The 22745-nt window shown below is 72.1% G+C and carries 20 protein-coding genes and 1 pseudogene; 5 read left to right on the top strand and 16 right to left on the bottom strand.

Features of this window, described 5'->3' with window-relative positions:
- Window positions 1–96: 96 nt before the first annotated feature.
- The 6 genes from AC3EUV_RS20330 to AC3EUV_RS20305 all read right to left on the bottom strand — a co-directional run bounded on the left by AC3EUV_RS20330 (window position 97) and on the right by AC3EUV_RS20305 (window position 6940).
- A complete protein-coding gene (locus AC3EUV_RS20330; protein ID WP_432142874.1) occupies window positions 97–240 on the bottom strand; it encodes a hypothetical protein in 144 nt (47 codons plus the stop codon).
- Window positions 241–449: 209 nt separating this feature from the next.
- Window positions 450–1598 carry a UDP-N-acetylmuramate dehydrogenase gene (locus tag AC3EUV_RS20325; RefSeq protein WP_435603527.1) on the bottom strand — a complete coding sequence of 383 codons (1149 nt, stop codon included), beginning with the start codon at window positions 1596–1598 and terminating at the stop codon, window positions 450–452.
- A gap of 73 nt (window positions 1599–1671) precedes the next feature.
- Window positions 1672–2967 carry an NsdA family TPR-like regulatory protein gene (locus AC3EUV_RS20320; RefSeq protein ID WP_435603513.1) on the bottom strand — a complete coding sequence of 432 codons (1296 nt, stop codon included), beginning with the start codon at window positions 2965–2967 and terminating at the stop codon, window positions 1672–1674.
- Window positions 2968–3257: 290 nt separating this feature from the next.
- Entirely contained in the window at window positions 3258–4544 is a 1287-nt protein-coding gene (locus tag AC3EUV_RS20315) for an MFS transporter (protein WP_435603512.1), read from the bottom strand.
- Window positions 4545–4760: 216 nt separating this feature from the next.
- Complete coding sequence (locus AC3EUV_RS20310; protein WP_435603511.1) at window positions 4761–5774, bottom strand: 2-hydroxyacid dehydrogenase; 1014 nt, start codon at window positions 5772–5774, stop codon at window positions 4761–4763.
- Window positions 5771–6940, bottom strand: a complete 1170-nt coding sequence (locus tag AC3EUV_RS20305; protein ID WP_435603510.1) for a lactate 2-monooxygenase — start codon at window positions 6938–6940, stop codon at window positions 5771–5773. The genes AC3EUV_RS20310 and AC3EUV_RS20305 overlap by 4 nt, the downstream gene beginning before the upstream one ends.
- A 92-nt stretch (window positions 6941–7032) precedes the next feature.
- On the opposite strand from AC3EUV_RS20305, the pseudogene AC3EUV_RS20300 reads away from it, so the two are divergent.
- Window positions 7033–7209: pseudogene (locus AC3EUV_RS20300) on the top strand (short-chain dehydrogenase); the annotation flags it as partial.
- Window positions 7210–7250: 41 nt separating this feature from the next.
- On the opposite strand, the gene AC3EUV_RS20295 reads toward AC3EUV_RS20300, so the two are convergent.
- Window positions 7251–8138: a phenylalanine 4-monooxygenase gene (locus AC3EUV_RS20295; RefSeq protein WP_432142880.1), complete on the bottom strand. Its 888-nt coding sequence runs from the start codon at window positions 8136–8138 to the stop codon at window positions 7251–7253.
- A gap of 799 nt (window positions 8139–8937) precedes the next feature.
- Between AC3EUV_RS20295 and AC3EUV_RS20290 the strand changes: the two genes are divergently transcribed.
- Window positions 8938–10017: a sugar ABC transporter substrate-binding protein gene (locus AC3EUV_RS20290; RefSeq protein WP_432142881.1), complete on the top strand. Its 1080-nt coding sequence runs from the start codon at window positions 8938–8940 to the stop codon at window positions 10015–10017.
- 153 nt (window positions 10018–10170) lie between these two features.
- Here AC3EUV_RS20290 and AC3EUV_RS20285 read toward each other — a convergent pair whose 3' ends face one another.
- Window positions 10171–10647: an Lrp/AsnC family transcriptional regulator gene (locus AC3EUV_RS20285; RefSeq protein WP_432142882.1), complete on the bottom strand. Its 477-nt coding sequence runs from the start codon at window positions 10645–10647 to the stop codon at window positions 10171–10173.
- A 229-nt stretch (window positions 10648–10876) separates the two neighbouring features.
- On the opposite strand from AC3EUV_RS20285, the gene AC3EUV_RS20280 reads away from it, so the two are divergent.
- Both AC3EUV_RS20280 and AC3EUV_RS20275 read left to right on the top strand, forming a co-directional pair.
- On the top strand, window positions 10877–12385 hold the full coding sequence (locus tag AC3EUV_RS20280) for an FUSC family protein (protein ID WP_435603509.1): 1509 nt from the start codon (window positions 10877–10879) through the stop codon (window positions 12383–12385).
- A gap of 163 nt (window positions 12386–12548) precedes the next feature.
- Window positions 12549–13598, top strand: a complete 1050-nt coding sequence (locus AC3EUV_RS20275) for a lactonase family protein (RefSeq protein ID WP_435603508.1) — start codon at window positions 12549–12551, stop codon at window positions 13596–13598.
- 14 nt (window positions 13599–13612) lie between these two features.
- On the opposite strand, the gene AC3EUV_RS20270 is transcribed toward AC3EUV_RS20275, so the two are convergent.
- The 7 genes from AC3EUV_RS20270 to AC3EUV_RS20240 form a co-directional block, all read right to left on the bottom strand.
- On the bottom strand, window positions 13613–13954 hold the full coding sequence (locus AC3EUV_RS20270; RefSeq protein ID WP_432142885.1) for a nuclear transport factor 2 family protein: 342 nt from the start codon (window positions 13952–13954) through the stop codon (window positions 13613–13615).
- 320 nt (window positions 13955–14274) lie between these two features.
- Window positions 14275–15228, bottom strand: coding sequence for a sirohydrochlorin chelatase (locus tag AC3EUV_RS20265; RefSeq protein ID WP_432142886.1), 954 nt, complete (start codon window positions 15226–15228; stop codon window positions 14275–14277).
- 84 nt (window positions 15229–15312) lie between these two features.
- The gene (locus AC3EUV_RS20260) at window positions 15313–16341 is read right to left on the bottom strand and encodes an N-acetylglucosamine kinase (protein WP_435603507.1); all 1029 of its coding nucleotides are present in this window, start codon (window positions 16339–16341) and stop codon (window positions 15313–15315) included.
- A complete protein-coding gene (locus tag AC3EUV_RS20255) occupies window positions 16334–17404 on the bottom strand; it encodes an LURP-one-related family protein (protein WP_432142888.1) in 1071 nt (356 codons plus the stop codon). Before AC3EUV_RS20255 ends, AC3EUV_RS20260 begins: the two co-directional genes overlap by 8 nt.
- A 23-nt stretch (window positions 17405–17427) precedes the next feature.
- Entirely contained in the window at window positions 17428–18105 is a 678-nt protein-coding gene (locus AC3EUV_RS20250; protein WP_042157913.1) for a uracil-DNA glycosylase, read from the bottom strand.
- A gap of 147 nt (window positions 18106–18252) precedes the next feature.
- Entirely contained in the window at window positions 18253–19338 is a 1086-nt protein-coding gene (locus tag AC3EUV_RS20245; protein ID WP_432142889.1) for a WD40/YVTN/BNR-like repeat-containing protein, read from the bottom strand.
- A gap of 146 nt (window positions 19339–19484) precedes the next feature.
- Window positions 19485–20588, bottom strand: a complete 1104-nt coding sequence (locus tag AC3EUV_RS20240; protein ID WP_432142890.1) for an NADH:flavin oxidoreductase/NADH oxidase — start codon at window positions 20586–20588, stop codon at window positions 19485–19487.
- Window positions 20589–20753: 165 nt separating this feature from the next.
- On the opposite strand from AC3EUV_RS20240, the gene AC3EUV_RS20235 reads away from it, so the two are divergent.
- Window positions 20754–21125: an ArsR/SmtB family transcription factor gene (locus AC3EUV_RS20235; RefSeq protein ID WP_432142891.1), complete on the top strand. Its 372-nt coding sequence runs from the start codon at window positions 20754–20756 to the stop codon at window positions 21123–21125.
- 52 nt (window positions 21126–21177) lie between these two features.
- Here AC3EUV_RS20235 and AC3EUV_RS20230 read toward each other — a convergent pair whose 3' ends face one another.
- Window positions 21178–22575, bottom strand: coding sequence for an FAD-dependent oxidoreductase (locus AC3EUV_RS20230; protein WP_435603506.1), 1398 nt, complete (start codon window positions 22573–22575; stop codon window positions 21178–21180).
- Window positions 22576–22745 lie beyond the last annotated feature (170 nt).

Raw genomic sequence — 22745 nt, 5'->3', positions numbered from 1 at the left:
ACGCCTGTCCCCGCCCCGTTCACCTGCCACCGCCTCGCCCGACGACAGTGCGGGGTGCCGCGGGAACGCTCTCCCGCGGCACCCCACACCGGTGTGTCAGCTGCAGTGCCAGGAGGTGGGCGGGCAGACCTGCGTCATCAGCTTCGAGTCCTGCGCCTTGGCCGCTGTCGTGGCCGACTCCATGATCTCCATGTCCAGGTCGAGGTCGAATTCGTCCAGGTTGATGGTGACGTTCTCCATGGTCCCCTCCAAAGAAAGATAATTTAATTCCGGAGTAATCCGGCTTGTTGCGGAAATATTTCGCAACCGCCGAGGTATTTCATCCGAGGTCGCGATCTTCGTCAAGAGCGTTTAGAACCCCCTCAGAGGGGCAACGCCCCTGCTCCGAGGCCGTGTTCACCTCTGCCGCGCGCGGGGTGAAAGCCTCCGCGAGGCCGGTCGGGCCCCGCTCAGAGGAAGTCGAGTTCGGAGGTGAGCCGGACCCCCGTGCGGCGCAGCACTTCCTGTCGTACGAGCTCGATCGCCCGGGTGAAACCGGCGGCGGTCGCGCCCTCGTCGGCGACCAGGGTGTAGTGCAGCGAGGAAACGCGAACGCCCGTGACGATCGGGGTGCTCAGCTCGAAACCGGCCTGCCGGATGAGCCAGCTCGCACTCACCCGCGTCGAGCCGTCGGGGAAGCGGTTCACCGGTGCGTTGCGCGCCCGCAGGCCGTCGGCCTGTGCGGGGGAGATCTCGGGGCTGAGGAACACACTGCCCACCGATCTGTCGTCGGTGCCACTACAGCCCAGCACCATGCCCTTGCTCCGCCGGACCGCCAGCACCGCCTGGGCCACCTCGTTCAGCGGCACCCGGCTCCCGACCGGGACATCGAGCGCGGCGGCCACCGTCCGATACGTCACCGGCGCGCTCAGCTCGGACCGGCGCAGCGCGAAGACCAGATGCAGCAGGGTCCACCGGCGGGAGTGCTTGAAGACGCTGGTGCGGTGGCCCAGTCCGCAGGCCGCCGCGTCCAGGGTGACCATCCGTCCCAACTCCCAGTCCCACGCGGTCACTTCCACCAGGCAGTCGGCGGTCTCCTGGCCGTAGGCGCCGACATTCTGGACCGGGGTGGCGCCGGTGGTCCCGGGGATGCCCACCAGCATCTCCATGCCCGTGAGGCCCTCGGCGACGGTGGTGTCGACCAGGTCGCCGAGGAGGTGACCGGCCTGTACCTCGACCAGCACCCGCCCATCGGTGGTGCGGCCGGTCATCCGGACGCCCTTGGTGCTCATCCGCAGCACCGCGCCCGCGCAGCCGGCGTCGCTGACCACCACATTGCTTCCTTCGCCGAGGCAGACCGGCCGGCCGGGGGAGGCTTCGGCCAGCGCGACGAACTCGGGGAAGTCCGCGGGGTCGGACAGCTCGAAGAGGACCGCCGCCGGTCCTCCGAGACCCAGCGTCGTCAGCGGGGCAAGCGGTGCCTCATGAGTGACTCGCATATGTTCCTGTTTCTCCTGGATGCCGTTCCGTGTCGAGGGGTCGTGCCATGGGAAGGGGCACGGGGGCGAGGGCCGGCCCTCAGTGTGTGACGGGCAGCCCGCCGCCCGGCGCCATCGCACGACGAGCGGGGGCCGGGGCACTGCTGACGGTCCCGGAACGGCGCGGCGGCCGAGGGGACTTCGTGATCATGTCTCAGCACGCCGCCCGCGCCTGGCCCGCCGCCAGCAGATCGTCGGCCCGTTGCACGATGTCGCGCGCCACCGCACTGTCGTACCGCACGAACCGCCGCCGCAGCGCCATCAGCCGCGCGTGGGCGCGTTGCGAGCTGATGTGCTCGGCCAGCGCCAGCGCGTCCGTGGCGGCCGCCGCCGCGCCGTCGAGCTCGCAGCGTGCCAGCCGCGCCTCGGCCAGCGAGGCGCTGTGCAGCAGCAGGTTGCGCGGCTGGCTGCCCTGGAGCAGGTCGATCCCGCGCGTGAGATGTGACTCCGCCCGCTGGGGGCAGCCCAACTCCAGCCAGGCCCGGCCGGCATCGGCCACCATGACGGCGGGGGTGAGCCAGTACGCCCAGGGCTGCTCGGCGCCCGGGGGCCGGCCCGCCCGGCTGAGCTCGGCCGCGTCGCCCAGGGCCCGTTGACAGGCCGCCTCGTCGCCGAGACCGGCATGGGCCCGGGCCTCGCGGGTGGCCAGCAGCGCCTGGCCGATGCCCATGTCCTCCTGCGCCGACCCCTTGCGGGCGATACGGATCAGCCGCAGCGCCTCCTCCGCGCGGCCGGCCCATCCGGCCCGGTAGCTCATACAGGAGATGATGTACGCGGCGAGCGGCCGGTCACCGGCGGCCCGGGCGGCGCCCAGGGCGGCCACGAAGCGCGAGTTGCTCAGCTCGTCCTGGCCCTGATCCGCCGTCAGCCAGGCGGTGAGCTGGCCGAGTTCGGCGATGATGCGGTGCAGTTGCCGTCCGGTCGACGCGTCGTAGGAGTATTTGGCGGCCAGCTTCTCCGCCCACTGGAGGTCCTGGAGCGCCCAGTCCAGGACGAGCTCGCTGCTGCCGCTGTCGTCCAGCTGGCGCAGCTGCTGGATTCTGGCGGTCAGCATCTCGATCGCGATCCCGGGAATCTCCTCGCCGCGCAGCCGCGAGGGCGGCGGCAGCGCGTCGTCGGCCACCAGCCAGTCCACCGACGCGGTGAGCGGATCGAGGGCGGCGGGCTGCTGCACGGGCGCCGCGGGGCGCGGCTGAGCGGGCGTCCGCCGTTGCGGCGGGACCGCGGACGCGAAGTGCCCGGGCCACAGCGCCTCGACCGTGATCGGCTCACCGAGGTGGTCGGACAGGATCGACGCGACGATGTACGGCAGCCGGCGCCGGGGGCGGGCGCCCTTCAGCCAGTTGTATGGAGCCTTGCTGCTGATGGTGCCGCTGCCGCACCGCCGGTTGATCTCACGGGCCAGCCGCTCCGGCGGCCAGGACAAGCGCGCCAGGCAGGTCGCTAACACAGACGTATCGTTCATCGGCGGCGAACCTCGGCCGCGGCGCCGCTCGATGCCGGGGGAGGGGTGGCCGGGACGGTCGGCTCCGGCGACCGCCGGGGGTGCTCCGGAGTCATGTCAGACCGGAGCGGAATCGGGCCGACGGTGTGCATAGCCGCTTTCCACGCCCCCCTGCCGACAACTGCCCAGCCATAGTAGGGATTCCCTGGTGCGGGAGGCCGAATCTGTGATGACTGACACAGCTGCTGCACACCATATGCAAGTACAGGATTAACGCATCAGGTGCCACCCGGGCCTCAGACCTTGTGCAGCTGCCGGGCCGGGACCGCGTCCCGTACCGAGGCCGGGCGCAGCGCCCTCCAGTAGAGCGCGACCCCGACCGCCAGCACGCCGACCGCGAACAGGAAGGGCGTCGCGAACGACCCGCTCACCTGCGCCAGCCAGCCGGTCAGCAGCACACCGCCCGCGGTGGCCGCCGTATTGAGAAAGTTCATCAGCCCGCTGACCGCACCCACCGCGCCCGGCGGTGCGAGCAGTCCGGGCAGCGCCCAGGCGACCGGCGCGGCGATGGCCAGCCCCGCCAGGGAGACGGACATCCAGCAGACCGCGAGGGCGGGTGATCCGGCGCCGCCCGCGGCGCCGATCGTGCCACCGAGCGCCAGGCCGCAGGTCAGCACGGTTCTGCGGACCACCCACGGGTCGCGGCCGCGGCGGATCAGCCGGTCCACCAGCCAGCCGCCCACGGCGAGTTCGGCAACGGTCGCCACCGCCCACGGGATCATCGAGTAGAAGCCGGACTGCAACAGCCGCACATGGAACTCCCGCTGAAGGAACTCCGGCATCCAGGTCAGCACGATATTGATGGTGTAGCCGTAACAGGCGAAACCGCAGGCCACGACCCAGACCCGGCCGGAACGCAGGGCCACGCGGAACTGCCGCAGCCCGCCCCGGTCGGCGTCCCGCGCCCCGCCTCGGAGAATGAACTCCCGCTCGGCCGGCCGCAGCGAGCGGTACTCGGACGGGTCCCGGTAGCCCCACCACCACACGGCGGTGAACAGCACACTGATCGCGGCGCTGAACAGGAACCCGGCGCGCCAGCCCCACTCGCTCATCACGAACGCCAGCACCGGGAACGCCACCATGTTGGCCAGCTTGGTGGCACCGTCGAACAGGGCGGTCGCCATCCCGCGCTCACTGACCGGGAACCACGCCGCGGTCGCCTTGGAGGCGCCGACCATCGAGGGCCCCTCGGCCACCCCGAGCAGCAGCCGCGCCAGGATGACCGGCCCGACCCCGCCGGCCACCGCGGTCAGCAGGCTCGCGACGGCCCACAGCGCGGAGGCGATCCGGGTGAGCCGGGAGACCCCCAGGAGGTCGACGAGCATGCCGGCGGGTAACTGCACCAGGCAGTACGACCAGGTGAACGCCGAGAGCACCACCCCGAGTTGCTGAAGATCCAGCCCGAAGTCCTCGGCGATCGAGGAGCTCGCCACCGATATCGCCGTACGGTCAAGGAAGTTGACGACGATACCGCCGGCGAGCAGTCCGCCGATCGCCCAACGGGTACGTCCACGGGGTTCCACGAGCGTGCGCCAGCCTTTCCTGGTGGGGCCTCGGAGCCGATGCCGGGCGGACGCTACTCCAGTCGCCGAGGGGGCAGCCGTCGGGGGTGTCGAGAAATGGCGGTGGCGCGCCAGGAACGCGCCACCGCACCGCCCGCTCGGGTGTGCGAGCCCGCTGAGCGGCACCCCGAACAATGGCTGAAATTCAGAAAGGAGCACCCACCCGGCGCCCCGCCGTCACGACACGACGTCCCGCAGTGGCCTGCCCTCCAGATGGCCGACGACGTTCTGCACCGCGGCCAGGGCGATACGGACCAGGGTCTCCCGGGTGACGCCCGCGACGTGCGGGGAGAGCACCACATTCGGGGCCTTGAGCAGGCGCAGCGCCGCCGTCGGCGGTTCGGGGTCGAAGACATCGAGCCCGGCCCCGGCGAGGGTGCCCGCCTCCAGGGCGTCGGCGAGGGCGTCCTGGTCGATGAGGGCGCCGCGTGCGGTGTTGATGACGAAGGCGGTGGGCTTGAGGAGGGCGAGGCGTTCGGCGTCGAGGAGGTGGCGGGTCCGGTCGGTGAGCGGGGCGTGCAGGGTGACGTAGTCGGAGGTGCGGAGCAGTGCGTCGAGGTCCAGGTGCCGGGCGCCGCCGAGACGGGCCTCGGTCTCCGGTCCGGCGGGCCTCGGCCCCGTATAGACGATGGTCATGTCGAACGCGACGGCGCGGCGGGCGACTTCCTCGCCGATGTGGCCGAGACCGATGATGCCGAGGGTCTTGCCGGACAGTTCGGTCAGCGACTGCTGGAGCCGCGGCAGCGCCCAGTCCGCCTCGACCAGGGCCGTATGGGCCGGGACCAGCTGCTTGGCGAGGGCGAGCATCAGGGCGAAGGTCTGCTCCGCCACATTCTGCTTCTCCGCGCCGCTGGAGCCGATGTTGCAGACCGGGATGCCCCGCTCGCGGGCCGCGGCCAGGTCGACGTAGTCGAAGCCGTGGCTGGCGCACTGGACGAGCTCCAGCCGCGGGGCGGCGGCGAGATGGGCGGCGGTGACCGGGCTCAGCCCGGTGATCAGGAGGTGCGCTTCGCGCAGCGCCGCCGGGTCCTCGTCGGCCGACTCGACGACGGTGACCCGGGCCCGGCCGGGGAACAGACCGGCCAGCGCGGCTCCGGCGCTCCGGCCGCCGACATGCGGCGAGACCACGGCGAGAACGTTCTTCACGGGCTGCGGCTCCGGGGCCGGGTCCGCGTGCGGCGCGCTGGTCATACGGACTCCTCGATCAGGTCGTCGGCGGTCAGGGTGGCGGGGCGGGAGTGCCCGGACAGGGCGAGCGTGAGGTCGAACTCGGCGAGCAGACAGCGCAGCACATGCTCCACGCCCGCCTGTCCGTCGAGGCCGAGCCCGTAGGCGTAAGGCCGCCCCACCAGCACCGACTTCGCGCCCAGGGCGAGCGCCTTGAAGATGTCGTCGCCGGTGCGGATACCGCTGTCGAAGAGCACGGTGAGCCGGTCGGCGGCCGCTTCGACGACCCGGGGCAGCGCATCGGCGGCGGCGACGGAGCCCGCCACCTGGCGGCCGCCGTGGTTGGAGACGACCACCCCGTCCACACCGGCCTCGGCGGCCCGCAGCGCGTCATCCGGGTGCAGAATGCCCTTCAGCACGATCGGGCCGTCCCAGTTCTCCCGCAGGAACGCCAGGTCCGGCCAGGTTTTGGCGGGGTCGGCGAACATCCCCACGAAGTGCCTGACCGCCGCGTTCGGGTCCTCCTGGACCGGCTTGGCGAGCCCGGCCCGGAACGCGGGGTCACTGAAGTAGTTGGCGGTGCCCACCCCGTGCAGGAACGGCAGATAGGCCTGGTCGAGATCGCGCGGCCGCCACGCGAGGAGCGGGGTGTCGAGCGTGACGAACAGGGCGGTGTAGCCGGCCGCCTTCGCCCGGTGCAGAAAGCTCCTGGTGACCTCGCGGTCCTTCGCCCAGTACAGCTGGAACCACCGCTCCCCGTCGCCCATCGCCTCGGCGACCTCCTCCATGGGTGTGCTGGAGGCGGAGGAGAGGACGTACGGCACCCCCTGGGCCGCGGCGGCCCGGGCGGCGGCGGACTCGGCATCCGGGTGCATGATCGACAGCACCCCGACCGGCGCGAGCGCCAGCGGCGCGGGCAGCGCGCGGCCGCACACCTCCACGGACAGATCGCGTTCCTGTACATCGCGGAGCATCCGAGGGACGATCCGCCGGCGGTCCAGCGCGGCCCGGTTGGCGACAGCGGTGCTGCCGGTGCCCGCGCTGCCCGCCACATAACCGACCGGGCCGGGCCCGAGCCGCTGCTCGGCGAGCCGCTCCAGCCGGGTCAGATCCGTCGGCAGCCGCGGTACGGCGCCCGTCATGCCATGAAGGTAGATCTCGTACTGGAAGTCCGCCCAGTGCTTCGCCATCCGTACGTCCCGCCTCTCGTCGCCGAACCTGCGTGCTCCCCGCAGATCCTGGCGACAGTGACAAGTCCCGTCCACCGCGCTGCGCACAACACGCGCAGTTCGCCAACGGCGCGCAGACTCCCGCCGAGGCCGCCGGGGCCGTGCTGGAGGCGCTCACCGCGGACCGGCCCGCGTTCCGCCTCCAGACGTCGGACTGGGCGCGCGAGTTCAACGGCACCAAGTTCAGCGACCTGGACGGCTCGGCGGTGCTCGGCCTCACGGGTGGCTGGTCGGCTGACCCGGCAGGCGGGCGTCCGGTGGTACGCGGCGGCTACGCCCGGTCGCGGGAGAGCGCCGGGACGCGCAGGCGGCTCGCGCTCTCGTCGTCGAAGTCCGCGCAGAAGGCACCCAGGACGTCTTCGAGATGTTCCAGGGAGCGGACGGTGTAGAGGACGGGCTGGTAGCCGGAGATGCGGTACGGGGTGGCGGCCGCGGTGCGGAGGTCCAGGGGGCGGATCATCCGCCCGTCGTGGGCACCGATCTCGCCGTAGGACGACAGAAGGGCGGCGCCGAAGGCTTTGGGGGTGCCTGCCTCGGTGATCAGCCCGTATTCGAGGGTGAACCAGTAGACCCGGCTGAGGATGTCGAGGGCCTCAGCGGTTTCGGTCCGGTTGGCGGCCTGTCCGATGAGCCGGTACAGCCGGGCGAGGCGCGCGCACGACAAATGGACGCCATGCCCGAAGACGTCGTGCAGAACGTCCGGTTCGGGCGCGTACAGCGGGACGGCGGGGTGGCGGACGAACTGCACGGCATGGAAGTAGCCGTGCTCCATCGCCCCCAGGAACCGCTCATTGGGCACCACCCCGCCGGCCAGTGTGAAGGCGAATCCGGTGCGGGCGGTGAGGGCGGCGCTCACCTCCGCGTGCTGGGGGATCCGGTCGCCGCGGATACCCGCGTCCTCGCCGGCGTCCAGGACCGCACGGCAGGCGTGGGCGTGGTGTGCCGGGCCGAGTGCCCGGTGTACGGCCCGCCAGGTGCGGTGCTCGTCCTCGGTGTAGTCGACGGCCGGGTAGGGAGCCCCCACCCGATGGCCTTCGGCCCGCGCGGCCAGGGCGTCCCGACGGCGCCGGTAGGCCGGGTCGCTGCGGCCGGGGTGCTGGTTCGCGAGCCCCAGCCGGCCGTCGGCGGAGATGGGGGTGTGCTGCCACGCCGTGCTCATGTCCGTCACCTTGCTCTGTGCCCAGGTGCATCGGGCGCCGTCCGCCGCCCATCGGCGTCTGCGGGGGATCGGCGGGTCGCCCGCTCCTCCTCAGGATCTCATCGAACGGGACGGCCGGCCGGATGGCGGCCGGTGGGCGGGCCGGGTGGCGGCCGCTCGATGCCCGTTGCCCGTTGGCGCCCGGCGTTCGCCCGTGACGGGGTTATCCGTGGCTGAAAATCAAGCTGATGAGATTCCCGGGAATTCCCTTTGCCGTTGCTGGATTTGATTGCGGCGCGGGACCGATAACCATTCGGCGAGGTTTCCTGCCATCGGGGTGGCGGCGGTCGGTGCAGCGGCCGTCCTGGGCTGGGGGGCCGGCGCCGCAGCGGCTCGGCGACCCCGCCGGAAAGTTGTGCCCCGCATCTATTTTTCCGCGCTCCATGCGGTCCGCCATGTGGGACGAAAGGTGGCGATCGTGTCACCCGTGCGCTCGCGGTCCGGCGTGCTCGTGCAACTCCGTGCTGATATGCCCTGGTTGATGGGCCAATCGGTGGGGAAGGGCGTGGTGTTACCGCCCGTTACCCTTCCGGATTCGGGTCGGGTGACCGGCCGGTAAGTGGAACGTTCCGGAGTGATACGGAACGAATTGAACTTTTCGGTACTGTCCGGAACGCCCGCCGGATGACGGCGGTTCAGGGAGTCAACTCACAACTCGCTTTCATATCGTTGTGACTTTGATTCTTGACGGTAGGGCCGCAGGTGGCGTTCACTTCAGCCGTTCTGGGCCGGTCAGGCGGCCCCTTTGGAGGTACCGGAAATGAATGCAATAATGCGGCGTGCCGTCACCGGCGCAGTGGCGATTTCGCTGGCAGCACCCTTGGCTGCCTGCGGAAGCGAACCACAGGATGCCGGTGTCGGCAAGGACTCCATAGGACTGCTGCTCCCGGAGAACAAAGCGGCTCGCTATGAGAAGTTCGACCGCCGTATCATTTCTTCGCGCGTTGCCTCTCTTTGCCTTGAATGCAAGGTCGATTACCACAATGCCGAGCAGCAGGTCGATACCCAGAAGAGCCAGTTCGACGCGCTGGTGAAGAAGGGCGTCAAGGTCATCATTCTGGACCCGGTCGACGCCGCGGCGGCCAAGAGCTGGGTGGACTCGGCCGCCAAGAAGGGCGTCAAGGTCATCGCCTACGACCGGCTCGCCGAGGGTGATGTCGCGGCCTATGTCTCCTACGACAACGAGAAGATCGGCCGGCTCCAGGGGCAGGGGATTCTCACCGCCCTCGGTTCCCAGGCGGCCACTTCCGATGTCGTCATGATGAACGGCTCGCCGACCGACCCGAATGCGCCGGCCTACAAGAAGGGCGCCCACGCGGTCCTCGACGGCAAGGTGCAAAAGATCGTCTTCGAGAAGGACATCCCCGACTGGTCCGCCGCGGCGGCCAAGAAGGAGATGGCCGATGTCATCAACGCCCACGGCGCGGAGGGCTTCGACGCGGTCTACTCGGCCAATGACGGTATGGCGGGCGGCATCGCCGCGGCGCTCAAGTCGGCCGGTATCAAGAATGTGCCGGTCGGCGGCCAGGACGCCGAACTCCCCGCGCTACAGCGGGTGGTAGCCGGAACCCAGTACTTCACCATTTACAAGGAAGTCCGGCCGGAGGCCGAAACCGCCGCCGAAATCGCCTTCCGTCTGCTGCGCGGCAAGAGCATCAAGTCCCTGACGGCGACCACCGCCGACAGCAAGAGCAAGTCCGGTATCCCCGCCCAGCTGTTCAAGGCGCAGATCGTCACCAAGAAGAATATGAAGAACACCGTGGTGCGCGACGGCGCCGTCCGGACCGACCTGCTCTGCGAGGGCATCGCCTCCGCCTGCAAGTCCGTCGGCCTGGAGTGACGCCCCCTCGTTGAGCGCCCTCATGGGCACGAAGTGCCTGACGGTGGCCGGGTGTTGAGGCACCGGCCACCGCCGGGCGCGGGGATCGTCCCGCGGTGCTCATGCCCACCAGGATGCCAAGCGGCGGCCCGGCGCGGCCCGGCGCGGCCCGGCTCAGCGCGGCCCGGTGCCGCCCACCGCCTCGACCAACGGCAGCATCCGGTGCGGCACCCGCTCCCGCAGCGCCACCTCCGTACGGGTGCGGACCACGCCCGGCAGGCTGATCAGCCGCTGGATCACATCCTCCAGATGCGCCGCGTCCCGTGCCACCACCCGGGTCAGCAGATCCCCGCCGCCGGTCGTCGAGAACGCCTCGATGATCTGCGGCACCTCCGCCAGCGCGTCCGCCACCTCCTCCAGATGCCCCTGGGTGACCTCGATGTGGACGAAGGCGAGGACGGGGTGGCCGAGCGCGGCGGGGGACAACCGGGGGCTGTAGGCGGTGATCACCCCGTCCCGTTCGAGGCGGTCGAGACGCGCCTGCACGGTGCCCCGGGCGACGCCGAGGAGGCGTGCGTACTCCCGGACGCTGGTGCGCGGCTGCTCCAGCAGCAGCCGCAGGATCTTGGCGTCCAGGACGTCCACGGCCATGTCAACGCTCTCCTCACGAGTGGCTGAAAAGGAGCCGTCACCCTCGGTCACGCCCCTGCCCATTGGCCTCCTTCTGGCGGCCAGGGAGGCCAGGAGACTGTACCAATGGCACAGCGTTCGCGTCCTCTGTTGAGCAAGCTGCCGACATGATGCTGTGATGGCCCTGTCGATGGCGCTGCGGACTCCCGCGGCGCCTTTTTCATGCGGGCTTGTCGAAGGGGCGGAAGCTGTGCTGAAGAGGGTGTTCGTGGCTCCGGATCCGGGACTGCTGCGGCTGCGCAGCGCCACCCGGGCCGTCCTCGGCATCGGCCTGGCGGTCACGGTGTGCGCGCTAACCGGCCACTCACTCGTCGCGGCCATCACCGGCGGTCTCGCCGCGCTGCTCGCCCTCTTCACGGTCACCGACGCCACGGTCCGCGGCCAGCTGGTCACCACCGCACTGCTGCCCGCGGTCGGCTTCCCGGTACTCGCCGCCGCGGCGCTGCTGCACGACCACCCGGTGGCGCGGGACGCGGTCTTCGTCGCCGTCGTGGGCGCGGGGGTCTACGCCCGCCGCTGGGGGCCGCGCGGTCATGCCCTGGGCGTGTTCGCGTTCATGACCTTCTTCGCGACACAGTTCCTGCACACGGTGCCGGACCAGCTGCCCGAGCTGTACACCGCGGTCACCCTCGCGCTGCTCGCCGCCGCCACCGTCCGCTTCGCCGTGTGGTGCTACGAGCTCCGGCTGCCCCCGGTGGCCGTGCCCGTCCCGCCGGGCGCCCGGGGGCTGGCCCGGGCGACCACCCGCCAGGCGATCCAGGCGACCGCCGGCAGCGCCTTCGCCCTCCTCGTCGGCCAGCTGCTCTCCGAGCAGCGGTGGTACTGGGCCGTCGGCGCCACCTGGTGGATCTTCGTGAACACCACCTCACGCGGTGAGACCCTGGTCCGCGGCTTCCGCCGGGCCCTCGGCACGGTGCTCGGCATCGCCCTCGGTCTCGTCGTCGCCGTCCCGCTGCACGGCGCGCCCGTCCCCACGCTCGCCCTGGTCGCGGTCAGCGTCTTCGGGATCTTCTACACGGCCGCGGTCTCCTACACCTGGATGATGCTCGCGGTGACGCTGATGGCCGGGCTGCTGTACGGGCTGCTGGGCGTGCTGGACCCCGCGCTGCTCACCCTGCGCCTCGCCGAGACCGGCGTCGGGGCGCTCGGCGCGGCACTGGCCGTGCTCTTCGTGCTGCCCGTCACCACTCACGCCACCACCGACGCCTGGATCGAGCGCGCGCTGCGCTGTGTCCACCGCTGCACCGCCGAGGCCGCCGCCCGCCTCGCCGGCTCCCCGACCGCCGATCCCGCCCCGCACGTCGCCGAACTCGCCCCGCTGCTGAGCCGGGTACGGCTCTCGCTCGCCCCGCTGGTGCACCCCCTCAGCCCGCTGCGCGCCCGTAAGGAACGGGCCCGGCAGGTGCTGGCGCTGCTCGACGACTGCGCCCGTGAGGTCCGCGGGCTGGCCTCCATCGCCGCCGACCCGGAGGCCTCCCACGACGCCCGGCTCACCGCCGCCTGCCAGCGCGTGGAAGCCGCCGTCGAGGCCCTCACCGCACCGCGCAGCCCCCGCCACCCGGCGGCCGCCGCCGTGGCGGTGTCGCAGCCGCCCGCGGCGGAACCCGCGCTCGTCCATCTGCATGGTCTGGAGCGGGCGCTGGCCGAACTCTCCGCGCCCCTGCGCAGCTCCCCGCGCTCCGAGCTGGTCGACGCCTGACCGGCGGCCCGGCGGCCCGGCGGCCTGCGGCGTCCTGAGCGCCCTCCGGGGTACCTACGGTCCGGGGCCGATGGCGGGAACCGGCCATCGCCCCGGACGCCCAGCCCCTGCCTGTTAGCGTCGCCGCAGCACCTCAACGGGCAGGCGGACGAAGGGCGGACCAGTGGGGACGAGCGTCAACGGCCGGCGGGCCTACATCGGATCGTTCACCACGGCCGGCGGCCTCGGCATCACCACCGCGGCCGTCGACCCGGAGTCCGGCGCCCTCACCCCGCTGCACTCCACCGACGCCGTCCCCAACCCCTCCTACCTGGCGCCGAGCCCCGACGGCCGGTACCTCTACGCGGTCAGCGAGACCCCGGACGGCGCCGCGGCCGCTTTCGCCCTCACCCCACGGGGCCCCGAGCTGCTCGGCCCCGCCGTCCCCGTGGACGGCGCCGACCCCACCCACCTCACCCTGGCCGACGGCCGGCTCATCACCGCCAACTACAGCTCCGGCAGCGTCAGTACGCTCCCCGTACGGGCCGACGGCACACTCTCCGGCCCCGCCACCGTGCTCACCCACGAGGGCAGCGGTCCGCGGACCGACCGCCAGGAGGGCCCGCACGCCCATGCCGTGCTGCCCGACCCCGGCGGCCGCTGGCTGCTCAGCGTCGACCTGGGCACCGACTCGGTACGCAGCTGCGCCCTCGGCTCCGGCGACGGGGCGCTGACCGTCCACACCGAGGCGGCCCTGCGGCCCGGCAGCGGCCCGCGCCACCTCGCCTTCCACCCGCGTGGCGACCGTGTCTATGTCGTCAATGAACTCGATCCGACGGTGACGGTCTGCCGCTGGGACGCCGGCCGGGGGAAGCTGACGCCGCTGGGGGAGACCCGCCTCCTCCCGGACGGGGCCACTACGGAGGGCACCTTCCCCTCCGAACTGGTCATCTCCCGGGACGGCCGGTTCGCCTGGGCCGCCAACCGGGGCCACGACAGCCTCTCGGTGCTCTCCCTAGGTTCGTCCGGCGACACCGCGACGCTCGTCACCACCGCCCCCTGCGGCGGCCACTGGCCCCGTGACCTGGCGCTGCACCCCGACGGCCGGCACCTCTACGCCGCCAACGAGCGCTCCGGCGACGTCACCTGGTTCACCGTCGACCCGGCGACCGGCATCCCGGCCCGGGGCGGATCCGTGGCGGCACCGGCCGCCTCCTGCGTGGTCTTCGTCTGACCGGCCCGGCCGCCTCACCCCTGCGGGAAGCTCCCCCCGAAGTACACCTGGGTCTCGGTGACCCGGCCGTCCCGCACCGTCATCACCTCGACATTGCGATGCCGCTCGCCCGTCGTCAGCTCGTACGCGTACCGGACGAAGACCTGCTCGGCATCGATCGCGACGGCATCGAGGATCTCCTGCCACCGGAGCCGGTCCGCCGTGGGAAAGCAGATTTCGAGGAACGCGGCCTTGCCGATGTGATCGTCCTGCGGGCTGGTGAAGACGAAATCCTCGGCGAGCAACCGGTCCATGGCCGCGCGGTCCTGGGCGAGATAGGCCGCGAAGGCGGCGCGGACGACATCCGTGTGCGACATGAACTTCCCTCCTGGGCAGCCCGCTCGCCCCCGAGGGACGAGCGGTCGGCGCATGGTCTGTACGGGACGTTAGACCTGGTCGGATGCCCGGACTCATCGGTCGGCGCGTCAGGGGGACGGCAGCCGTCCTGAGGGCGTCTCTCGCGGACGTACGGCCGTGCGCCCGACCGCACCGCACCCTTCGCCCTGCCGGGCCCTCTGGCGGGCGTCTGCGCCGCCCGGAGCGGAACCGGACGTATCCCCTCCGCCCGGACACGGCGAAGGGCCGCCCCCGCGCACTGCGCGAGGACGGCCCTTCGGAGAACGGTGTCCGGTCCTGACTAGCGGACCGGAACCCCCTGCGTCTGCGTCGGAAGGTTGATCCCCACCGCCGCCGCGTAGTTCGAGAGCACCAGCCGGCCCACCGTGCCGTAGGCGCCCAGCGCCTCGGCCGACGCGCAGCCGGCTTCCGCGGCAGCCGCCCCCAGCAGGCCGTCGCTGATCTCCGGGCCGATCAGGTACGGAGCCAGCGCCAGCTGCTGCGAACCGGATTCCCGCAGCTGCTCGGCCGTACGGGAGATGGCGCCCTCCTGGTCCAGGGCGGCGGCCAGTACCGGCACCGCGAGCCGCGCGGAGAGCAGCATGCCGGTGATCCCGGCGGCCTGTACGGCCTCCTCGCCGCCCACGGTGGCGAGGATGATGCCGTCCGCGGCCGTGGCGACCGTGAACAGCCGGGCGCGGTCCGCCCGCGCCAGACCGGCCTCGGACAGCCGGACGTGCAGCGCCTCGGCGAGCAGCGGGTGCGGGCCGAGGACATCGGTCAGCTCGGCGCCGGAACCGCTGTTCATCATCGCCTGGCGTATCCGGCGCAGCAGTGCGCTGTCCGGACCGGCCAGCAGCGGCACCACCACAGCGGCGGGGCCGGGGTCGGGCTGTCCGTCGGCGCCCACCCGGTCCTTGTGCTGGGCGGCGGCGTGCGCCAGTACGGCCTCCAGGGACGGGAACTCGTCGTCGCCACCATCGACATAGCCGATCCGGGCGTCGAGGCCCGGGAGTTCGGAGCGGGCGATGCTGGAAACCTCCTCCGCCAGGCTGCGCGAGGCGGCGGAGGGGGAGCCGGGGACGGCCAGCACCAGGGCGGGTGCGCCCTCGGGTGCGGCGAGCGGCTCCGGCTTGCGGTGGCGGCCGGACTGCCGACGCGGCATACGTACCGGCAGACCGGGTGCGGCTCCCGGGCTCGGGGAGGCGGCGTCAAAATCGGGCGAGCCAGGTGCGGGCCCAGTGGGGGAACTCATGGCGTCGCATGCTAACGCCTCGGACCACCCCCGCGCGGAGGGAGGGTTCGGTGGAGCGGTATCCGTCCCGATTTATCCCGCGCGTCACCCCGGCGCAGGCCGTGTGATCTGCAACAACTTCCGATCCGTGGGCAGCGTCAGACGGTCGCCGGCCAGGGCCGCGGCGAGGGTCAGCGCCCCGTCCAGCGGGCTCCCGGCGGCGGCTGCCGTACGGGCCTGCGGCAGCCGCTCGGCGAGCGCCGCACGCAGCGGAGCCAGCAGGGGTTCGCCCATGCCGAACAGCCCGCCGGTCCAGGCCACCGTGCTGCCGTCGCCCGGCGGGCAGACCGCGGCCGCGGCCTCGGCGATATGGCCCGCCGCGGCCCGCAGGATGCCGAGGGCCACCGCGTCGTCCCCGGTGGCGCAGCGGGCGACCTCCGGGGCGAACGAGGCCAATACGGCGGGCCGGTCGGGGCGCGGGTAGAGCGCCCCGGGCAGCCCCGCGACCGGCCCGAACACCGCTTCCGCGCGCGCCAGCAGGGCCGCCGAGCCACCCGGCCGCCCGTCGTACGCGCGCAGTGCGGCCTCCAGCCCGGCGCGGCCGATCCAGGCGCCGCCGCCGCAGTCGCCCAGCAGATGGCCCCAGCCGTCCGCGCGGCGCCAACCGCCTTCCGGGGTCAGGTCGGTGCCCAGGGCGATCATGCCGGTGCCCGCGGCGACCACCGCACCGGGCCGCTGGCCCAGCGCCCCGGCGTACGCGGTGACCGCGTCCGCGGCGAGAGCGACCCGCCGCGCCCCGAACGCGGACGCCAGCGCGCCCGGCAGCCGGGCGCGGAGCTCGTCGCCGAGCGTGGCCATACCGGCCGCCCCCACGCACACCGCGGTGAACCCGTCCGCACCCGCTTCCCGCGCCAACTCCGCTGCGGCGGGCAGCAGTTGGGACAGCAGATGCTCCGCGTCGATCCCCGCGGGGCCGGTGCGCACCGGCTCGTCCGAGGCGCGGGTGGCCAGCGGGCGGGCCTCGGCGTCGTCAGCGCGTGCGACGGCGCACCGCAGCCCCGAGCCGCCCGAGTCGACGCCGAGGACATGGCCGGCCCGGAGGGAGTCCGGGCGGTGGCCGGCCGGCTCACCCAAAGCCGCGGGCGTCCTGCTTGAGCGCGGTGTCGACGGTCAGGGCCGTGGCGACCACCAGGCTCAGCAGCGGGTCGGGCAGCTGCTGGTGGATCTGGAGGACGTAGTTGTCCGCGGACGTGAACATCGTCTTGGCGAGGCCCTCCCAGGTCTTGGTGATCCGGGCGATCTCGGTGTCGGCGTGGTCCACGATGGCGAAGTTCCAGGCGCGCCAGTTCTCCGCCTTGATGGCGCCGATCTGCTGGCCGTTGACCATCATCGCGAAGTTGATCTTCCCGATGGCGTTCTGCTGCACGATCTCGCCGACCGGCGAACCGTCCGGACGCTGCACGAGCACCTTGGACTTGATGATCTTCGCGGGCCGGGTCAGCAGCAGCTGCGGCTGGCCGTACGCGTCCCGGATCTCCAGCTTGTGGGTCATGTACTGATCGAGGCTGGAGACCACCCGGAGCACCTTCTTGGCCGTGCTCTGGCCGACCTGGACGACCGCGCCCAGGGTGTTGCCGTGCTGGTCGAAGACGCTGTACTCGTTCGTGACCTCGATCAGCTTGGCCTTCTGGTTGACCACCAGCACCGGTTCGGTGAACAGGGTGCCACCGCCCGGCCCGCCGGGCGCCACGCCCGCCTTCTGCTGCACCTGCTGCTGCACGGCGGCCGGGTTCCCGCCCGGCTGCCCCGCCATCGGCTGCTGCCCGTACGGCTGCTGCATCGGCTGACCGGGCATCGGTTGTCCGGGCGCCTGCTGCGGGTGGCCATAGCCCTGGCCCTGCGGCGCGCCGCCCTGCTGCGGACCCGGATACGGTGCCTGGCCCGGCGCCTTCGCGGCCTGCTGCGGCGCGAACTGCTGCGGCATCTGCTGCTGCGCGGGCTGCTGGGTGGCCTGCTGCGCGGGCGCCTGCTGAGCCTGTTGGGGGCCGGGCTGTGGAGCCTGGCCCTGGGCGGGCGCCGCGGCCGGTTGTCCCGGGTGGGTGTGTTCCGTCCACTGGGACCCGTCCCACCAGCGAAGTTGGTGGGGGGTGCCCTGCGGGTCGGCGTACCAACCCGCAGGGATGTTCGCATTCGTCATGCGGGGCACACTATCGCCCGAAGTCAGGGCAGCCTCCAGTCGACGGGCTGGGCGCCCTGTCGCACCAGGAGCTCGTTCACCCGACTGAAGGGCCGCGAGCCGAAGAAGCCCCGGTCGGCGGACATCGGGGAGGGGTGGGCGGACTCGACCGCCGGCAGCTCGCCGAGCAGCGGCCGCAGATTTCGGGCGTCGCGCCCCCACAGCACCGACACCAGCGGGCGCCCGCGCGCCACCAGCGCCCGGATGGCCTGCTCGGTGACCTCCTCCCAGCCCTTGCCGCGGTGCGCGGCGGGCTTGCGGGGAGCCGTCGTCAGCGCCCTGTTCAGCAGGAGTACGCCCTGGCGGGTCCACGGCGTCAGATCGCCGTTCGAGGGGCGGGGGAGTCCGAGGTCGGAGTGCAGCTCGCGGAAGATGTTCTCCAGGCTGCCGGGCAACGGGCGGACGTCCGGCGCCACGGAGAAGCTGAGCCCGACCGCATGCCCCGGGGTGGGGTAGGGGTCCTGTCCGACGATGAGGACCCGCACCTCGTCGAAGGGCTGTTGGAAGGCGCGCAGCACGTTGTTGCCGGCCGGCAGATAGGTGCGTCCCGCGGCGATCTCCGCCCGCAGGAAATCACCCATCGCGGCGATCCGTCCGGCGACGGGCTCAAGTGCCTTGGCCCAGCCCGGTTCGACAATGTCTTGGAGAGGTTGTGCAGCCACGGGATCACCCTACTGGCCACGGCCCCTTCCTCTTCAACCGATGGCCCGAGCCCGGCCGCCCGGAGCGGCGGGAGCCCCCAACTGTCTTCTCCCACCGCTCCGTTACCCGGTGCTCCGGCGCTCTCCCCCGCCCTCCATGCTCCCCCCTCAGGCAACGGCAGCCGCCCGTACGCACAGCACATCCGGCAGATGGGAGGCGAGCTGCTGCCAGCTGTCGCCGTCGTCCGCGCTGGCGTACACCTCGCCGTTGCGGTTGCCGAAATACACCCCCGCGGGGTCGCTGTCGTCGACGGACAGTGCGTCCCTGAGCACCGTGCCGTAATGGTCCTCCTCCGGCAGGCCCGCGCTGAGCGGCTCCCAGCTCCGGCCGGCGTCGGCGGTGCGGTAGACCCGGCAGCGGTGTCCGGCCGGCACCCGGTCGATATCGGCGGTGATCGGGAAGAGATAGGCGACATCGCCCGTGCGCGGATGCGCGGCCACCGCGAAGCCGAAGTCCGAGGGGAGCCCGCTGCCGGTGTCCGTCCATGTCGCGCCCGCGTCATCGCTGCGGTAGACGCCCCAGTGGTTCTGTAGATACAGCCGGTCGCGGTTGACCGGGTCCTGCGCGATCTTGTGGACGCACTGGCCGAACTCCGGATGCTGATCCGGCAGGAAGACCGCCTTGACGCCCTTGTTGGACGGTGCCCAGCCGGCGCCCCCGTCACGGGTACGGAAGACCCCGGCCGCCGAGACGGCGACGGTGACCGCGTCGGCGTCCCGCGGGTCGGTGATCACGGTGTGGACGGCCAGCCCGCCGCCGCCCGGCACCCACTGCTCCCGGCTCGGGTGGTCCCACAGCGCCCGTACGAGCTCGAAGGTCTCGCCGCCGTCCTCGGAGCGGAACAGGCCGCCGGGCTCGGTGCCCGCGTAGACCACATCGGGGGCGGCGGGCCCGGCCGGATGCAGCTGCCACACCCGCTCCAGCGAAGTCCCGGTGTCCGGTGGATACTTGATCGCGGGGCGGGCGGGCTCGTGCCAGGTCTCGCCCAGGTCGTCGGAGTGGAAGACCGACGGGCCCCAGTGGGCGCTGTCGGCGCCGGCCAGCAGCCGGGGGATCGCGCGGCGGGTGTCGATCCCGAGGGAGTACACCGCCTGGGCGGGGAAATGGGGACCGCTCAATTCCCAGTCACCGTGCCGCCGACGGCCGATGAAGAGCCCTTTACGCGTGCCCACCGCGAGTAGTACGTCAGTCATGCCGGAACACCTCCGGGACGCCGTTGTCTCAGATAGTGGCAAGTCTGCACCCGACCACTGACAATGGCGTCCCGGCGGATATCCGTGCAGGTCGGACGGTGCGGCACCCGCTTTCGCCGCGGATGCCGCAGGTCCGTCCGGCGGCCTCAGGCGGCCCGGTGGTACTGCTTCGGCATGGCGATCTCCGCACCCAGTTCCCGCGCCGCGTGCTGCGCGAAGCTGGGGGAGCGCAGCAGCTCCCGGCCGAGCAGTATGGCGTCGGCCTGGCCGTCCGCGATGATCTTCTCGGCCTGCCGGGCCTCGGTGATCAGACCGACCGCGCCCACCGCCAGACCGCTCTCCTTCCTGACCCGCTCCGCGAACGGCACCTGGTAGCCGGGCCCCGGGGTGATCTTGGCGTCGGGGGCGTTGCCGCCGGTGGAGGTGTCCAGCAGGTCGACTCCGTGCTCCCGCAGCTCGCGGGCGAAGCGCACGGTGTCGTCGGCCGTCCAGCCCTCGCGCTCGTCGCTCTCGTCCTCGGTGAGCCAGTCGGTCGCCGAGATCCGGAAGAAGACCGGCAGTTCGTCGGGCCAAACCGCCCGGACGGCGTCCACGACCTCCAGCGCGAAGCGCGTCCGGTTCTCGTACGAGCCGCCGTATTCGTCGGTGCGCCGGTTGGTGAAGGGAGAGAGGAACTCATTGATCAGATAGCCGTGCGCACCATGGACCTCGGCCACCTGGAAGCCCGCCGCGAGCGCCCGCCGGGCCGCCGCGCCGAACTGCGCGACCCGCTCACGGATCTGTGCCACGGACAGCTCCGCCGGGGTCGCGAACCCGTCGCCGAACGGCACCGGGCTCGGTGCGACCGGCTGCCATCCATGCCGCTGACCAGGGAGGATCGGGGCGCCGCGGTCGACCCAGGGGCGCTCGGTGGATGCCTTACGCCCGGCGTGGGCGAGCTGGATTCCCGGCACGGTCCCCTGCGCCTTCAGGAAGTCGGTGATGCGGCGGAACGCCTCGGTCTGGGTGTCGTTCCACAGCCCGAGGTCGTACGGGGTGATGCGCCCCTCGGGGCTCACCGCGGTCGCCTCCGCGAGGATCAGGCCGGTTCCGCCCGTCGCCCGCGCGGCCAGGTGCTGGAAGTGCCAGTCGCCGGGCACCCCCGCAGCCGGGCCGTCGGGGGCCGCGGAGTACTGGCACATCGGGGCCATCCAGAGGCGGTTCGGGACGGTCAGCGAGCGGAGGGTGATGGGCTCGAACAGTGCGCTCACAGCAGGCTCCTGTACCTGAAGATGAACGGGTACCGGCCGGAACCCGCGGTCATACGATAGCCGTCGTACTACGGTGGATGTCAAACTACGACGCTTCTCGTACAATGAACGGGTGGGTCGGTGCGCCAGGCCCTACCGCGCCCCGCAGAAGAATCAGGAGCCCTCATGCCGACCGATACCACCTCCCCGCGCACCCCGTCGGGCTCCCGTTCGCTGGAGCACCCGGCCCGCGAGGACATCCGGCTCGCCGAGGTGCTGCATGCGCTCGCCGACCCGATGCGCCTGCGGATCGTCCGCGCCCTCGCGGCCGCCGAGGGCGAGCTGAACTGCGCGGACATCGAACTCCCGGTCAGCAAGTCGACCTGCACCCATCACTTCAGGGTGCTGCGCGAACACGGCGTCATCCAGCAGCTCTACCGGGGCACGGCCAAGATGAACGGACTGCGGCGGGACGACCTGGACGCACTCTTCCCCGGCCTGATCGACGACGTCCTCCGGGGAGCCGAGCTTCAGGCGCGCCGCCTCGGGGAGGAGTGAACGGGCGGCGGCCAGTACGGCGCGTCAGTGGCGGACGCCTCCGGCCCGTGGATCAGCGGATCCGTTCCGCCGCGCGCGCCGCCTCCAACAGCCCTGCCCAGTCCGGCAGCTTGACGGTGCCCCGCCCCAGTCCGCGACCCCACGCCGCCTCGGCGGCTTCGATGGCCAGCCAGCCCGGCCAGGTGACCGGCCGCTGCCCCGCCCGGATCAGCGCCGCCACCGGATCGCCGGCCGAGGCGTGCTCCGCCAGCGCGGGGGCGTCCGCCAGCAGCGACTGCGCGGTCTCCTTCGCGCACGGCCGGTTCGTGCCGATCACCCCCGTGGGGCCCCGCTTGATCCAGCCCGCCACATACACCCCCGGGAGTGGTGAGCCGTCCCGCAGCACCCGCCCCGCCTGGTGCGGCACCGTCCCCGTCGTCTCGTCGAACGGCAGACCGGGCTGCGGTGTCCCCCGGTAGCCGACCGAACGCAGCACCAACTGCCCCTCGATCTCCTCGAATTCACCGGTACCCGAGACCCCGCCGTGCCCGTCCGGCGCCGTCCGCTCGAACCGCACCGCCCGGACGCCGGTGGCATCTCCCAGGATCTCGACAGGCCGCAGGAAGAACCGCAGATGAATACGGCGGCGACGGCGCGCGGGCGACGGCTCCGGCGCGGCGTCCGGGCTCTCCGGGCCGGCCGCCGGGCGCTCCGCCCAGCCCCGCAGCACCTCGACATTCCGCCGCGCCACCGCGGGCAGCGCGCCCGGGTCCCGGTAGGCCGGGTCCAGGGCCAGCTCCTCGGGCCGTACCCGTACCTCCGTATCCGGAAGAGAGCCCAGCTCCCGCAGCTCCTTGGTGGTGAACTTGGCTTGGGAGGGGCCGCGTCTGCCGACCATCCAGACGTCCTCGACGCGGCTGTCCGCGAGCGCGCTGAGCGGTCCCTGCGGCATGTCGGTCGCGGCGAGTTCGGCGGCGCCACGGGACAGCATCCGCGCCACGTCCACCGCCACATTCCCCACCCCGATCACCAGGGCGGACCTGGCCGCGAGGGTGAAGCGGAGTGCGGCGGCGTCCGGATGCGCGCTGTACCAGGCGACGAACTCGGTCGCCGGACGGCTGCCGGGCAGGTCCTCGCCGGGGATGCCCAGATGCCGGTCGGTGGCGGCGCCCACACAGAACACCACCGCATCGAAGATCTCCCGCAACTCCGGGACGCCCAGCCCCGGTGCCCCCACCTCGACATTCCCCACGAAGTGCGCCCGGGGATGCTCCAGCACCGTGCGCAGATTGTTCTGCAAGGACTTGATCTTCTCGTGGTCCGGCGCCACGCCGTAGCGCACCAGGCCGTACGGGCAGGGCAGGCGGTCCAGGACGTACACCTCAAGGTCCGGTACGGCCTGCTGCTCGATCAGGGACTGGGCGGTGTAGACGCCGCTGGGCCCGGAACCGATCACTGCGACACGAAGCACGAGTGGCCCCTTCCGCGGAATACCCCCAGGATCGCACCGGCGGGCGCGCGGCGGGAGATGCGCTATCGGGGTTGCTCCCCGTGGGATGAGCGTGCCGCGCTACTGGGCCGGGTGAGCGGGGGGCTAGGTTTTCAATGTGTCGGAAAGTGACTTTTATACCGTTAATCACC

It is taken from the genome of Streptomyces sp. bgisy130, assembly GCF_057708345.1.
This window is presented reverse-complemented; position numbering and strand designations above follow the sequence as displayed.